Consider the following 14,067-nt stretch of genomic DNA (forward strand, 5'->3'; position numbering starts at 1 on the left):
AGTCCGGCCGTTTGCCGTTCGGGGCCTTCGCGCCCCCGCCGGTGTCAACTTATGCGCCGTTCGTCACCTTCGCCGCCAACATTCCCCCTCCCCGCGCGCGGCATCCGAAACCCCGTTTCGTGTAACCTTCGCTACCTTCGAAATTCCGCAACCGGCCCTCTTGAAGCCGCTCGTCCACGAACCATATCGGTTCACGAACGGTGCCTCCGGGGCCGTTCACGAACCGGCATCGCAACCTTGGATGCCGCCTTCGATCAATTCGCTTCGCCATGGAGGATTTGACATGCGTACCTTCGATTTCACCCCCTATCGCCGCTCGACCATCGGCTTCGACCGGTTGTTCGACCTGCTGGAAAACAACACCCGCGCCAACACGGGCGAGAATTACCCGCCGTTCAATCTCGAACGCGTCGCCGAGGATCGCTACCGCATCACGCTGGCGGTCGCGGGCTTCAAGCGGGACGAGGTGGACATCACCGCCCAGCAGAATCTGCTCGTCGTCTCCGGCCGCAAGGCGGATCAGACCGATGCGCAGAAGAGCGCGGTGCTGCATCTAGGCATCGCCAATCGCAGCTTCGAACGCCGCTTCGAACTGGCCGATTTCATCGTCGTGGAAAGCGCCGACCTGGCCGATGGCCTGCTGACCATCGAACTGCGTCGCGAAGTACCCGACGCGATGAAACCGCGCCGCGTGGTGATCGGCGAGGCGACCGCCCACCCGGTCATTGCCAACGATGCGGCCAAGGGCGACGATTCGGCGAACGCCGCCTGAACGCTACGGCGCGTTGCTCCCTTGCGCGCCGTGGGCGGGCGCCCGGACCTATCTGGTTCGGGCACCCGTTCGTATTTCCGGGTAACATTCCCATGCACCACGACGTCACCCCGGACTTAATCCGGGGTCCCGCTTCTTCTTTGCCGTCCGAAGAAGAACAGCGGGACCCCGGGCCAGGCCCGGGGTGACGCTATGGGTGGGACTACCGGTTCAGCTCAAACCAACCGCGACTGCTTCACTGCCGCCGCAATAAAGCTCGCGAATAACGGGTGCGGATCGAACGGCTTGGACTTCAATTCCGGGTGGAACTGCACGCCGACGAACCACGGATGGTCCGGCCGCTCGACGATTTCCGGCAGCATCCCGTCGGGCGACATGCCCGAAAATACCAGCCCACCCGATTCGAGCATGTCGCGGTACGCCGTGTTCACCTCGTAACGATGGCGATGCCGCTCGCTGATCGTGGTCCCGCCATAAATCGATGCGACCACCGAATTGCCGGCCAGCGTCGCCTCATAGGCGCCCAGCCGCATCGTGCCGCCCAGATCGCCGTCCGATTCGCGCTTCTGGATACCCTCGGGCGACATCCATTCGGTGATCATGCCGACCACCGGCTGCTCGGTCGGGCCGAACTCGGTCGACGACGCATTGGCGATGCCGCCGGTCGAGCGCACGCCCTCGATGCACGCCATCTGCATCCCGAAGCAGATGCCGAAATAGGGCACCTTGCGCTCGCGCGCGAAGCGGACGCTGGCGATCTTGCCCTCGGCACCGCGCTCGCCGAACGCGCCGGGGACCAGGATCGCGTGACACGGCTCCAGCTCGGCGGCGACCATGTCGTGATCGCCCTCGAACAGCTCCGCATCGATCCAGCGGATCTTGACCTTCACCCGGTTGGCGATGCCGCCATGGACCAGCGCTTCGTTCAGCGACTTGTACGCATCCTGCAGCCCGACATATTTGCCGACCACGCCGATCGTGACTTCGCCTTCCGGGTTCTGCAACCGGTCCATGATATCGGACCAGCGCGACAGGTCGGGATTGCCCTCCGGCTCGATGCCGAAGGCACGCAGCACTTCGGCGTCCAGTCCTTCGGCATGATACTGCTCGGGCACCGCATAGATGCTCGGCGCGTCGAGCGCGGGAATGACCGCACCGGCCGGCACGTTGCAGAACAGCGCGATCTTCGCCCGCTCGCTCGCCGGCAGCGGCTTTTCGCAGCGGCAGACCAGCACGTCAGGCTGCACGCCCAGTGCCGCCAGTTCGCGCACCGAATGCTGGGTCGGCTTGGTCTTAAGTTCGCCCGCTGCCGCGATATAGGGCACGAGGGTCACGTGGATGCTGATCGACCGGCCCCGGCCGAGTTCGTTCTTCAACTGGCGAATCGCCTCGATGAACGGCAGCGATTCGATATCGCCGACCGTGCCGCCGATCTCGCACAGCACGAAGTCGAGATCCTGCCCGTCGTCATCGACCGTATCCGCCTGCGCGAACGCCTTGATCGCATCCGTGACGTGCGGAACCACCTGCACCGTCGCGCCCAGATAATCGCCACGCCGTTCGCGCTGGATGATCGTCTGGTAGATGCGCCCGGAGGTCACATTGTCCGACTGGTGCGCCGCGACGCCGGTGAAGCGTTCATAGTGACCCAGGTCGAGGTCGGTTTCCGCCCCGTCGTCAGTCACATAGACTTCGCCATGCTGGTAGGGCGACATCGTGCCCGGATCGACGTTCAGATAAGGATCGAACTTGCGGATGCGGACCTTGTAGCCGCGCGCCTGCAAGAGAGCTGCGAGAGAGGCCGCCATGAGGCCCTTGCCGAGCGACGAGACCACGCCGCCGGTGATGAAGATATACCGCGCCATGGGAGATATCGCCTAGCGTCGAACGCCATCGCCGCCAAGCGCGAGGTTGCCCCCACGCCCGCGAAATACGACGGACCGGTTGATGGAAAGGGTTTTTTAGCGCGCCAGCGGGACGGCGCCGTTGTCGGCCACGGGTGCGCCGGTCAGGTTGCCGACCGGATCGGCCGCCGGATTGGCCGGGCCGTTCACCGCCGGCGGCGGAGTCGTCGGCCGGGCGAGCGAGGTGTCGATCGAGCCACCGCCCCGATTCGCGGCGATCACCGCCAGCGCGATGCTCATCGCAATGAACAGCCCCGCCAGGATCGCCGTCGCCCGCGTCAGGAAATCGGCCGCCCCGCGCGCCGACATCAGCCCCGACGGGCTACCGCCGGTGGTCAGCCCGCCGCCTTCCGACTTCTGCATGAGGATCACCGTCACGAGCAGCGCGGCGATGATCGCATGAACGACGAGCAGGAAGGTGAACATGGTCGGGGAACATTTCCGAAAGAAAGGAGTGCGGGTGGCGAAGGGCGCCACATAGGCGAGGCCGCGCCCGCGATCAATGGAGCGCCAACGCTCCGTCTGTAACATTATCGTATCGACCGGGAAACCAAGCGCGCGATTGCGACGTTCATCTTTCGACCCCGCCCTACGGCTTTGTTCTGACGTTAGGTTCCAGCGATGTTCCCAACAATGCCCCTCAAGAAATGGATGGACGGCCTGGTCGATTATGTCCGCTCGGGCGAGCCGGACCTGACCAATCGTCAGATGGCGCTGATGATGATCGTCTATCTGCAACCCGGTCCCCATACCGTCCGCGGCCTCGCCCGCGCGCTCAACGTATCCAAGCCGGTCGTAACGCGCGCCTTGAACAGGCTGGGCACGCTCGGCTATCTCCGCCGGCAACGCGACGATGCCGACAAGCGGAACATCTTCGTTGCGCAGACCAGCGAAGGGGCAAATTTTCTTGCAGAGTTCGGGCAGTTCATGGGCGGCGACGGCGTCGGCGACTATCACCGGCGACACGCCAGCGCGTAACCGCTTCGCGCTGCGCACCCGCTCGGTCGCAATCGATTCCCGCACCGACGCGGTCCGGCGCGACCTTGCCGACATCCGGCTCGCCGACCGCGTCTTCGCCCCCCATTACGCTGTCCCTACGCGTCGCAGTATCGGCCGCATCACTGCGATCAGCGACAGCGTTGACGGAGTTACCCTGTCCCAGGCCTTGCCCGGTGAGCCGTTCGACGTGCTCGAATTTACCTCGACCCATGGCTGGGGCCGTTCGCCGATCGACGGCAGCGTCGGCTTCGTGTCGCGCGACAGCCTGATCGGCGAGTTCGAGGCGTCGCACATTGTCGTGGCACGGGACGCGACCCTGTACGCCGATGCCTCGACCGCGCGTCCGCTCCCCACTTCTCTGCCGATGGGTAGCCGTGTCGCTGCCATCTCCGCCAATGACGACTGGTGCGAAGTCGATGGCGGCTATGTCGCGGCCGACGCATTGCAGCGGCTCTCTGACGACGCCGGCGATGCGGTCGACCATGCACTCCGGTTGCGCGACACCGCCTTCCTGGCGGGCGGACGGTCCGGCGCGGGCGTCGATGCCGCCGGCCTGATCTTCCTCGCCTTCTCGCTGGCGGGTTCGCCCCCGCCCCGCTTCCTCGACCTGCAGGCCGAAACGTTCGGCACGGCCTTGGCGGAAGGCGACGTCCTGCGGCGCGGCGACCTGTTGTTCTTCGCCGACCATGTCGCCTTGCTGGTCGATGGCGAAACCGTGATCCATGTCGATGACGTCGTGCGCTGCGAGCCCCTTGCCGCGCTCGACCGGTTCGGCCCCATCCGCGCCCGGAGGCGCCCCGCATGACCGTTCGCGTCTTCATCGACGGTGCCGCCGGCACCACCGGCCTCGAAATTGCCGACCGGCTGGGCGACCGCCCCGAGATCGACTTCATCACGCTCGACGAAACGCGGCGCAAGGACGCGACGGCGCGGCGCGAGGCGCTGAACGACGCCGATTTCGTCATCCTCTGCCTGCCCGACGACGCCGCGCGCGAAGCGGTGGCGATGATCGCCAACGACCGGACGCGCGTCATCGACGCGTCGACCGCGCACCGCGTTGCCGATGGCTGGACCTACGGCATGGCCGAACTGGAACCGTCGCAGCCGGGCGCGATCGCGACGGCGATGCGGGTTTCCAATCCGGGCTGCTACCCGACCGGCTTCCTCGCGCTCATCCGCCCGCTGGTCCGCGCCGGGCTCGTGCCCCACGACTGGCCGGTCAGCGTCAACGCGGTGTCGGGCTATTCGGGCGGCGGCAAGGCGATGATCGCCGCGTTCGAAAATGGCGAGACCGACACCGCCTGGCTCGGCTACGGCCTGTCGCTCGCGCACAAGCACGTGCCAGAGATGCAGCGCCACGCCCGCCTCGCCCATCCGCCGCTGTTCCAGCCCTCGGTCGCGCGCGCCTATCGCGGGATGGTGGTCGAAGTGCCGCTCCCCCTGTTCGCCTTCCACCGCCGCCCCAGCCTGTCGGCGATCGAGCAGGCGCTGCACGACGCCTACCGCGAATCGCCGGTCGTCCGCGTCCTGCCCGGCGACGACAGCGCGATTCCGATCGAGGCCGATGCCGGCACCGACCGCCTGACGCTGCGCGTGTTCGGCAACCAGGACACCGGCCAGGCACGCCTCGTCGCGACGCTCGACAATCTCGGCAAGGGCGCGTCGGGTGCTGCGGTGCAGAATTTCAACCTGATGGCCGGGTTCGACCAGACCGCCGGGCTGACGCTGTAGCAGCAAACGCAATTTCGTAACGATCCGGGCGATCCTTGCGCACCGCATACCTATGCCGCCTTCGCGTTCGCGAAATAGGCTGCTAGAGGCGCGCACGACCACGATTAAAGAGCAGGAGTTGGCATGACGAGGGACCCGGTAGCGAAGCTGCTGCTGTTCGGTGCGACGGGCGATCTGTCGCAGCGGATGCTCCTCCCCTCGCTCTACGGCCTGCATGCCGACGGCCTGCTCCCCGACGGGCTGACCATCACCGGCACTGCGCGCCACGAACATGACGATGCCGGTTTCCGCGACTTCGCGAAACACGCGCTCGACCAGTTCCTGCCCGACGACCGCAAGGACGAGACGGCGATCGAGGGCTTCCTCGCCCGCCTGCACTACCAGCCGCTCGACGCGTCGAACGTCGACGGTTTCGCGGCGCTGGCCGAGAAGCTCGGCGACATCTCCGGCGGCCTCGCCATCTTCCTGTCGACCGCGCCCTGGCTGTTCGGCCCGACCATCACCGGCCTGAAGAGCGCCGGCCTCGCCGGCCCCAAGGTCCGCATCAGCCTCGAAAAGCCGCTGGGCAAGGACCTGAAGTCCAGCCAGGAAATCAACGACCTCGTCGCCGCCGCCTTCCCGGAGGAGCGGACCTACCGGATCGATCATTATCTGGGCAAGGAAACCGTCCAGAACATTCTCGCGCTGCGTTTCGGCAATGCGATGTTCGAACCGGTGTGGAACGCCCGCGGCATCGACAATGTCCAGATCACCATTGCGGAAACCGTCGGCCTAGAAGGGCGCGCGGGCTATTATGACGAGGTCGGCGCGCTGCGCGACATGGTCCAGAACCACGTCCTGCAACTCGTCGCGCTGATCGCGATGGAGCCGCCCGCCCGCTTCGACGGCACCTCGATCCGCGACGAAAAGGTCAAGGTCCTGCGCTCGCTGCGGATGATCGGCCCCGAAGAGGTAAACACCCACACCGTCACCGGCCAGTATGACGCCGGCGCGGTAAAGGGGGAGATCGTTCGCGGCTATGACGAGGAGCTGGGTAAGGAATCCGACACCGAAACCTTCGTCGCGGTAAAGGCGCATGTCGACAACTGGCGCTGGCAGGGCGTGCCCTTTTACCTGCGCACCGGCAAGCGGATGACCGACCGCCATTCGGAAATCTCGATCCAGTTCAAGCCGGTGCCGCATTCGATCTTCGCCGATCGCGGCGGGCAGTTGCAGCCCAACACCCTCGTCATCCGCCTCCAGCCGGAGGAATATGTCCGCCTGCTGGTGATGGCCAAGGAACCCGGCCTCGACCGCGACGGCGTGCGCCTGCGCGAAGTGCCGCTCGACCTGTCGCTGACCACCGCCTTTGCCGGCACCCGCCGCCGCATCGCGTATGAACGCCTCCTGCTCGACCTGATCGAGGGCGACCCGACGCTGTTCGTCCGCCGCGACGAAGTGGAGGCGCAGTGGACCTGGGTCGACGCGATCCGCGACGGGTGGAAGGCCAACGGCACCAAGCCCAAGGGCTATGCCTCGGGCAGCTGGGGACCGAATGCCAGCGTCGCGCTGACCGAACGCGACGGGGTGACGTGGAACGAGTGAGCCGCTGACGCGCTCCCCCTTTCAGTCTCTCCGTTTACTTCGAGCAGCATCGAGCCTGTCGAGATGTGCCCGTCGAGAAGCAGTTCTCGACAAGCTCGAACTAAACGGTTTTTTGCAGGATAAGAGATACATGACCGAGATCGAATGGTGGGAATATGACGAACCCGCCGAATTTGCCGAAGCATTGGCCGGCGACATCCAGTTCATCATCGAATCGGCGATCGACGCACGCGGCGCGGCAGTGATCGCGCTGGCCGGCGGTCGCACCCCCGCCCCGATCTATGACAAGCTGGTCAAGGCCAAGCTGGACTGGAAGCGGGTGACGATCGTCCCCACCGACGACCGCATCGTGCCGATGGGCGACGCGCTGTCGAACGTTACCGGCCTCGCCAAAATCTTCCTGCCCAAGGGCGCGCGGGTCATCCCGCTGACCGCCGAAAAGGCAGCGGATTACAAGGCTGCCGGCCGCGCGGCGGATGCGCGGTTGCAGGACCTGCACTGGCCGCTCGACCTCTGCCTGCTCGGCATGGGTGCCGATGGCCATACCGCCTCGATCTTCCCCGGCCCCGACCTGACCGAGGCGCTGACCGGGCCGAAGGAACGCCGCGCGCTGGGCGTCATGCCCGACCCGCTGCCGCCCGAAGCCCCCGTCGCCCGCGTGACCCTCAGCCATGCCGCGATCGCCTCGGCGCGCGCGCTGATGATTGCCATCACCGGAGACGAAAAGAAGGGTGTGCTCGAACGCGCGATCGATCAGGGCGCGTCCTCTTCCTACCCGATCGGCCGCGTGCTGGCCGAAGTCGAACTTCCCGTCGATATCCACTGGAGCGCATGATGGCCCTCAACGCCGCAATCGCCGCCGTCACCGACCGCATCATCGAAGCGTCGCGCGAAAAGCGCGCCGCCTATCTCGCGCTGATCGATCGGGAGCGTGAGAGCGGCGTCGATCGCCCGATGCTGGGCTGCGCGAACCTCGCGCACGCCTATGCCGGCACTGACGAGGATCGCGATGCGATGCGTCCGGCCAACCGGATGAACATCGGCATCGTCACCGCCTATAACGACATGCTGTCGGCCCACGCGCCCTATTATCGCTACCCCGAACAGATGAAGGTCTGGGCGCGCGAAGCGGGCGTGACCGCCCAGGTCGCGGGCGGCGTGCCGGCGATGTGCGACGGCGTGACGCAGGGTTTTCCGGGCATGGAGCTGTCGCTGTTCAGCCGCGACACCATCGCGCTGTCGACCGCGGTGGCGCTCAGCCACGGCACGTTCGAGGGTGCCGCGCTGCTCGGCATCTGCGACAAGATCGTACCCGGCCTGCTGATGGGCGCGCTGCGCTTCGGCCATCTGCCGATGGTACTGATCCCCGGCGGTCCGATGCGCTCGGGCATCCCCAACAAGCAGAAGGCAGCGGTCCGCGAAGCCTATGCCGAAGGGAAAGTCGGCCGCGAGGAACTGCTCGACGCCGAAATCGCCGCCTATCATGGCAAGGGCACCTGCACCTTCTACGGCACCGCCAATTCGAACCAGATGATGGTCGAGGCGATGGGCCTGCATGTCCCCGACGCCGCCTTCGCCAATCCGGGTACGAAGCGTCGTCAGGAACTGACCCGCTACGCCGTGCACCGTCTGGCCGAAGTCGGCTGGGACGGCGACGATTATCGTCCGATCGGGCGGGTGGTCGATGAGAAGGCGATCGTGAACGCCGCCATCGTGCTGCTCGCGACCGGCGGCTCGACCAACCACCTGATCCACCTGCCCGCCATCGCGCGTTCGGCCGGGATCATCATCGATTGGGACGATTTCAACCGTCTGAGCGACGTCGTGCCGCTGCTCACCCGCGTCTATCCCAACGGATCGGCCGATGTGAACGGGTTCGAGGATGCCGGCGGCCCTTCCTTCGTCATCCGCGAGCTGCTGCGCGGCGGACTGCTCCATGACGACGTCCTGACCATCGCGAAGGACGGCATGGCCGCCTATGGCCGCCAGTCGACGATCGAGAACGACCAGCTCGTCTGGAAGGATCACGCCGCGACGAGCGGCGACGACACCATCGTCCGTACCATCGACGCGCCCTTCTCGCACGAAGGCGGCTTCCGCATCCTGCAGGGCAATATCGGCCGCGCCTGTATCAAGGTGTCGGCGGTCGATCCCGATCGCTGGGTCATCGAAGCGCCCTGCCGCGTGTTCAGCGATCAGGCAGCGGTGCAGGCGGCGTTCAAGGCCGGCGAACTCGACCGCGACGTCGTGGTCGTCGTCCGGCATCAGGGTCCTAAGGCCAACGGCATGCCCGAACTGCACAAGCTGACCCCGCCGCTGGGCGTGCTGCAAAATCGCGGCTTCCGCGTGGCGCTGGTCACCGATGGACGCATGTCGGGCGCGTCGGGCAAGGTGCCGGCCGCGATCCACCTGTCGCCCGAAGCGCTGGGCGGCGGTCCGATCGGCAAGCTGCGTGACGGTGACGTGATCCGTCTCGACGCCAATGCCAACACGCTGCAGGCACTGGTCCCGGCGGACGAATGGGACGCGCGTGAACACGCACCCGTCCCGCCGGCGGCGGATGGCACCGGTCGCGAAATCTTCGCAATGATGCGGCAGGGCGCGAGCGAGGCGGAAGCCGGCGGATCGGCGATGCTGGCCGCGGCGGGGCTGTAACAGCCGACCATATTATGACGTACCCCCGCGCAGGCGGGGGTCCAGAGTTACAGGCGTGAACCTGCATAACTCTGGATCCCCGCCTTCGCGGGGATACGCTTTCGGGCTATAAGGAGAGGTCATGGAAGTCGTTGCGGTAGATATCGGCGGAACGCACGCCCGCTTCGCGATCGCCGAGGTCGAGAACGGCCAGGTCGTCCATCTGGGCGAACCGATCACGCAGAAGGTTGCCGAACATGGCAGCCTCCAACTGGCATGGCGCGCCTTCGAACGCGATCTTGGCCGCCCGCTGCCCAAGGCCGCCAGCCTTGCCGTCGCCTCTCCGGTCAACGACACGCTGATCAAGTTCACCAACAACCCCTGGATCATCCGCCCGCCGCTGATGCAGGAGCGGTTGGGCGTCGAAACCTGGACGATCATAAACGACTTCGGCGCGGTCGGCCATGCCGTCGCACAGGTGGCGGACGAGGATTTCATCCATCTCTGCGGCCCCGAAGGCCCGCTGCCTGACCGGGGCGTCGTCACCATCTGCGGCCCCGGCACCGGCCTTGGCGTCGCCCAGCTGCTGCGCGCCGCCGATCGCTATCACGTCCTCGAAACCGAAGGCGGGCATCAGGACTTCGCACCGCTCGACGGGATCGAGGATGCGCTGCTCAAGCGGCTGCGCCGTGCCCATGGTCGCGGGTCGAACGAACGTGCCTGTGCCGGTCCGTCGATCGTCGCATGGTATGAAACGCTGGCGGAGATCGAAGGCGTCTCGCTGGCCCATAGCGACGACAAGACGATCTGGGCCGCCGCGCTGGAGGGCACCGACAGTATCGCCGTCGCCGCGCTCGACCGCTTCTGCCTGACGCTCGGGGCCGTTGCCGGCGACCTTGCGCTGGCGCAGGGAGCGAAGGCGGTGGTGATCGCCGGCGGCCTCGGCCTGCGGTTGAAGGACCATCTGCTCGAATCGGGTTTCGGTACGCGCTTCACGTCGAAGGGCCGGTTCCAGACGCTGATGGCCGGCATCCCCGTCAAACTCATCACCCATCCCCAGCCCGGCCTGTTCGGGGCCGCCGCCGCCTTTGCGCAGGAGCACGCACGATGACCGTCACCATTTCCGACATCATGCAGACCAGCCCGGTCATCCCGGTCCTCGTCGTCCATGACGCGGCGCAAGCCCGCCCGATGGCGGAGGCGCTGGTAAAGGGCGGCCTGCGCGTGCTGGAGGTGACGCTACGCACCCCCGCCGCACTCGAAGCCATTGCCGAAATGAAGAACGTCGAGGGCGCGATCGTCGGTGCCGGCACCGTCGTCAGCGCCGAACAGTTCAAGCAGGCGATGGACGCGGGGTCGGAATTCATCGTCTCGCCCGGCCTCACCGAAACGATTGCGCGCCCGATCATCGACAGCCGCGTGCCGTTCCTGCCGGGCATCGCCAATGCCGGCGACATCATGCGCGGCCTCGACCTGGGCCTCACCCATTTCAAGTTCTTCCCGGCCGAAGCATCGGGCGGCCTGAAGGCGCTGAAGGCGCTCGCCGCGCCCTTCTACCAGGCGAAGTTCTGCCCGACCGGCGGCATCACCGAAGCCAGCGCGCCCGAATGGCTGGCGTTCGATCCGGTGCTCTGCGTCGGCGGCAGCTGGATCGTCGGCGCAACCCACGCCGAAACCGAAACGCGGGCGCATGCCGCAGCGGGTCTAAAGGCATAAGATCCTCCCCGCTCCGCGGGGAGGGGGACCAGCGAAGCTGGTGGAGGGGCGTTGCCGCGAGCGGTCGTTGCGTGTGCGGCACTCCCCTTCGACCATGCTGCGCATGGTCCCCCTCCCCATGAATGGGGAGGACATACAAGGTTACATCTCGCCCCGCGCCCGGCGGATGTCGTACCACTTCTTCACGTTCGCGTTATGCTCGGCCAGCGTCTCGGCAAACACATGCCCACCGGTGCCGTCGGCGACGAAATACAGCGCCTTGGTCTCCGCCGGATCGAGCACCGCATCGATCGACGCCTTGCCCGGATTGGCGATCGGCCCGACCGGTAACCCCGCCGACGCATAGGTGTTGTACCCGTTCTTCGCCTGCAACTCCGACTTGCGGATGCGCCGGCCAAGCGGTTTTCCCTTGGTAATCGGGTAGATAACGGTCGGATCGGCCTGCAACCGCATACCGTTGCGAAGACGGTTCGAGTAAACCGCCGCGACCATGCGGCGCTCCGAAGCCTTGCCGGTTTCCTTCTCGACGATCGAGGCGAGGATGAGCGCCTCGCGCGGCGACTTCACGACGGTCGTGGGTTTGCGCTTCTTCCATGCCGCGGCGAGGTAGCGGTCCATCGCCATCTGCATCCGCTTGACCAGCGCCGCGCGGTCGCCGTCGCGTTCATAGCTGTAGCTGTCGGGAAGGATGCTGCCCTCGGCCGGCAGCGGCGCGGTGCCCTCCATCTGCGGCGCCTTCGCCACCGCTTCCTGCACCAGGATCGAGGGCCAGCCCTCTGGCACCATCACGAAGCGCTGCAGCGTGCGACCGCCCTGCAGCAGCTTCAGCACATCCGCCTGGCTCAGCCCCTTGGGGATACGATACTCCCCGGCGCGGATCGGATCGTCGCTGCCAAGGAACCGCGCGAGCAGGCGGAAGCGGCTGGCCGAGCTGATAGCGCCAGCCTCTTCCAGCTGCTCGGCGGCGGAGGCGAGGCTCGCCCCCTGCGGCACCGTCACCGTCAGCGTGCGCTCCGCCGGACCGGCCCCGCCCCAGCTCTGCATCACCAGGAACAGCCCGCCAATGGCAAGCAGTCCGAGGATCAGGCCAAGGCATCCGATCCGGCGCATCGCGTCAGATCGCCTTCATCACCAGCGACGCATTGGTGCCGCCGAAACCGAACGAGTTGTTCAGCACCGCGCGCACCTGCCGCTTCTTCGCGACCAGCGGCACCAGATCGACACCCTCGGTCCCCTCGTCGGGATTGTGGAGGTTCAGCGTCGGCGGCACGATCTGGTCGCGCAGCGCGAGAATGCAGAAGATGCTCTCGACCGCACCGGCACCGCCCAGCAGATGGCCGATCGCCGACTTGGTGCTCGACATCGACGCACCCGACAGATCGTTGCCGAACACGCGCTTGGCGGCGGCGAGTTCGATTGTGTCCGCCATGGTCGAGGTGCCGTGCGCGTTGATGTAATCGATGTCGCTCGGTTCCATGCCCGCCTTGCGCAGCGCCATGCGCATCGCATTCTCGGCACCCTTGCCCTCGGGATGCGGCGCGGTGACGTGATAGGCATCGCCCGACAGGCCGTAGCCGACGACCTCGGCATAAATTTTCGCGCCGCGCGCCTTGGCGTGCTCATATTCCTCGAGCACGATGACGCCGGCGCCCTCGCCCATCACAAAGCCGTCGCGATCCTTGTCATAGGGGCGGCTGGCTTCGGTCGGACGGTCGTTCATGCTCATGTTGAGCGCCCGCGCCTGCGCAAAGCCGGCGACGCCCAGCGGGTTGACGGTGCTTTCCGCGCCGCCCGCCAGCATGATGTCGGCATCGTCGTCGCGGATCATCCGCGCGGCATCGCCGATCGAATGCGCACCGGTCGAGCACGCCGTCACGACCGCATGGTTCGGACCCATCAGCCCGTACTTGATCGACACCTGCCCGCTGATCAGGTTGATGAGCCGGCCATGCACGAAATGCGGGCTGACCCGACCCGGACCACGTTCGTGCAGGTTGACCGACTCGATCTCGATCCCCGGCAGGCCGCCGATACCCGAACCGATCGACACGCCGGCGCGCAGCTTCGTCGCCTCGTCCATCTCGGTCAGGCCGGCATCTTCCAGCGCCTGCCCGGCGGCATCGATGCCATAGATGATGAACGGATCGACCTGCCGCTGGATCTTGTGATCGACCCGCTTGTTCGGATCGAAGCCATATTCATGGTCCGCCGGCTTCACCTCGCACGCGATCTGGCACTTCTGGTTCGACGCATCGAAATGCGTGATCGGACCCGCGCCCGACTTGCCGGCGATCAGGTTCTTCCAGGCGGTTTCCACCTCGGCACCCAGCGGGGTCACGAGGCCGAGGCCGGTCACGACTACGCGGCGCATGGCATTCTCTCCGTTCAGATACGTAACGAACGACCCCCCGCCCATGGCTTTTCGCCGGGACGGGGGGCCGTGAAATCATGGCAATCGGCAGGGCGGCGGGGCCGCCCCGGCCGGATCAGCCCTTGTGCTCGTCGATATAGGTGATCGCGTCCTTGACGGTCGTGATCTTCTCGGCGGCATCGTCGGGGATCTCGACGCCGAATTCTTCCTCGAACGCCATTACCAGCTCGACGATGTCGAGGCTGTCCGCGCCCAGATCGTCGATGAAGCTCGCGTCTTCGGTAACCTTTTCCGCTTCGACGCCGAGATGCTCGACGACGATCTTCTTAACGCGTTCGGCGGTCTCGCTCATATTC

The 14,067-nt window shown here is 66.2% G+C and carries 14 protein-coding genes; 9 read left to right on the forward strand and 5 right to left on the reverse strand.

Annotation, left to right across the window (positions count from 1 at the left end; genetic code table 11):
- The first annotated feature begins 283 nt into the window (after positions 1-283).
- Complete coding sequence (locus PPZ50_RS12275) at positions 284-772, forward strand: Hsp20 family protein (RefSeq protein ID WP_066689127.1); 489 nt, start codon at positions 284-286, stop codon at positions 770-772.
- A gap of 215 nt (positions 773-987) precedes the next feature.
- On the opposite strand, the gene PPZ50_RS12280 is transcribed toward PPZ50_RS12275, so the two are convergent.
- Positions 988-2,637 (reverse strand): CTP synthase, encoded by a 1,650-nt coding sequence (locus PPZ50_RS12280; protein WP_066689128.1) that lies wholly within the window; start codon positions 2,635-2,637, stop codon positions 988-990.
- Between the two features lie 96 nt (positions 2,638-2,733).
- The gene (gene secG, locus PPZ50_RS12285) at positions 2,734-3,102 is read right to left on the reverse strand and encodes a preprotein translocase subunit SecG (RefSeq protein WP_066689130.1); all 369 of its coding nucleotides are present in this window, start codon (positions 3,100-3,102) and stop codon (positions 2,734-2,736) included.
- 225 nt (positions 3,103-3,327) lie between these two features.
- Here secG and PPZ50_RS12290 point away from each other — a divergent pair, with 225 nt between their 5' ends.
- From PPZ50_RS12290 to eda, 8 genes are all read left to right on the forward strand, one after another.
- Positions 3,328-3,654, forward strand: coding sequence for a MarR family transcriptional regulator (locus tag PPZ50_RS12290; protein WP_055761039.1), 327 nt, complete (start codon positions 3,328-3,330; stop codon positions 3,652-3,654).
- A complete protein-coding gene (locus PPZ50_RS12295) occupies positions 3,584-4,480 on the forward strand; it encodes a C40 family peptidase (protein ID WP_164523839.1) in 897 nt (298 codons plus the stop codon). The genes PPZ50_RS12290 and PPZ50_RS12295 overlap by 71 nt, the downstream gene beginning before the upstream one ends.
- Entirely contained in the window at positions 4,477-5,406 is a 930-nt protein-coding gene (argC, locus tag PPZ50_RS12300) for an N-acetyl-gamma-glutamyl-phosphate reductase (RefSeq protein WP_126013311.1), read from the forward strand. Before PPZ50_RS12295 ends, argC begins: the two co-directional genes overlap by 4 nt.
- A gap of 123 nt (positions 5,407-5,529) precedes the next feature.
- Positions 5,530-6,990: a glucose-6-phosphate dehydrogenase gene (zwf, locus tag PPZ50_RS12305; protein ID WP_066689135.1), complete on the forward strand. Its 1,461-nt coding sequence runs from the start codon at positions 5,530-5,532 to the stop codon at positions 6,988-6,990.
- A 130-nt stretch (positions 6,991-7,120) separates the two neighbouring features.
- Positions 7,121-7,825 (forward strand): 6-phosphogluconolactonase, encoded by a 705-nt coding sequence (pgl, locus tag PPZ50_RS12310; RefSeq protein ID WP_066689136.1) that lies wholly within the window; start codon positions 7,121-7,123, stop codon positions 7,823-7,825.
- Positions 7,825-9,645 carry a phosphogluconate dehydratase gene (gene edd, locus PPZ50_RS12315; RefSeq protein WP_198158503.1) on the forward strand — a complete coding sequence of 607 codons (1,821 nt, stop codon included), beginning with the start codon at positions 7,825-7,827 and terminating at the stop codon, positions 9,643-9,645. The genes pgl and edd overlap by 1 nt, the downstream gene beginning before the upstream one ends.
- 121 nt (positions 9,646-9,766) lie before the next feature.
- Positions 9,767-10,735 (forward strand): glucokinase, encoded by a 969-nt coding sequence (locus PPZ50_RS12320; protein WP_066689138.1) that lies wholly within the window; start codon positions 9,767-9,769, stop codon positions 10,733-10,735.
- The gene (gene eda / locus PPZ50_RS12325; RefSeq protein WP_066689139.1) at positions 10,732-11,340 is read left to right on the forward strand and encodes a bifunctional 4-hydroxy-2-oxoglutarate aldolase/2-dehydro-3-deoxy-phosphogluconate aldolase; all 609 of its coding nucleotides are present in this window, start codon (positions 10,732-10,734) and stop codon (positions 11,338-11,340) included. Before PPZ50_RS12320 ends, eda begins: the two co-directional genes overlap by 4 nt.
- 141 nt (positions 11,341-11,481) lie before the next feature.
- Here the strand turns inward: eda and mltG are convergent, their stop codons facing one another.
- The 3 genes from mltG to PPZ50_RS12340 form a co-directional block, all read right to left on the reverse strand.
- On the reverse strand, positions 11,482-12,450 hold the full coding sequence (mltG, locus tag PPZ50_RS12330) for an endolytic transglycosylase MltG (protein ID WP_066689141.1): 969 nt from the start codon (positions 12,448-12,450) through the stop codon (positions 11,482-11,484).
- Between the two features lie 4 nt (positions 12,451-12,454).
- Positions 12,455-13,711: a beta-ketoacyl-ACP synthase II gene (fabF, locus tag PPZ50_RS12335; protein WP_066689178.1), complete on the reverse strand. Its 1,257-nt coding sequence runs from the start codon at positions 13,709-13,711 to the stop codon at positions 12,455-12,457.
- 115 nt (positions 13,712-13,826) lie between these two features.
- Positions 13,827-14,063 (reverse strand): acyl carrier protein, encoded by a 237-nt coding sequence (locus tag PPZ50_RS12340; protein WP_055760552.1) that lies wholly within the window; start codon positions 14,061-14,063, stop codon positions 13,827-13,829.
- Positions 14,064-14,067 lie beyond the last annotated feature (4 nt).

Source organism: Sphingomonas hankookensis, assembly GCF_028551275.1.
In the GTDB taxonomy this organism is placed as follows: domain Bacteria; phylum Pseudomonadota; class Alphaproteobacteria; order Sphingomonadales; family Sphingomonadaceae; genus Sphingomonas; species Sphingomonas hankookensis_A.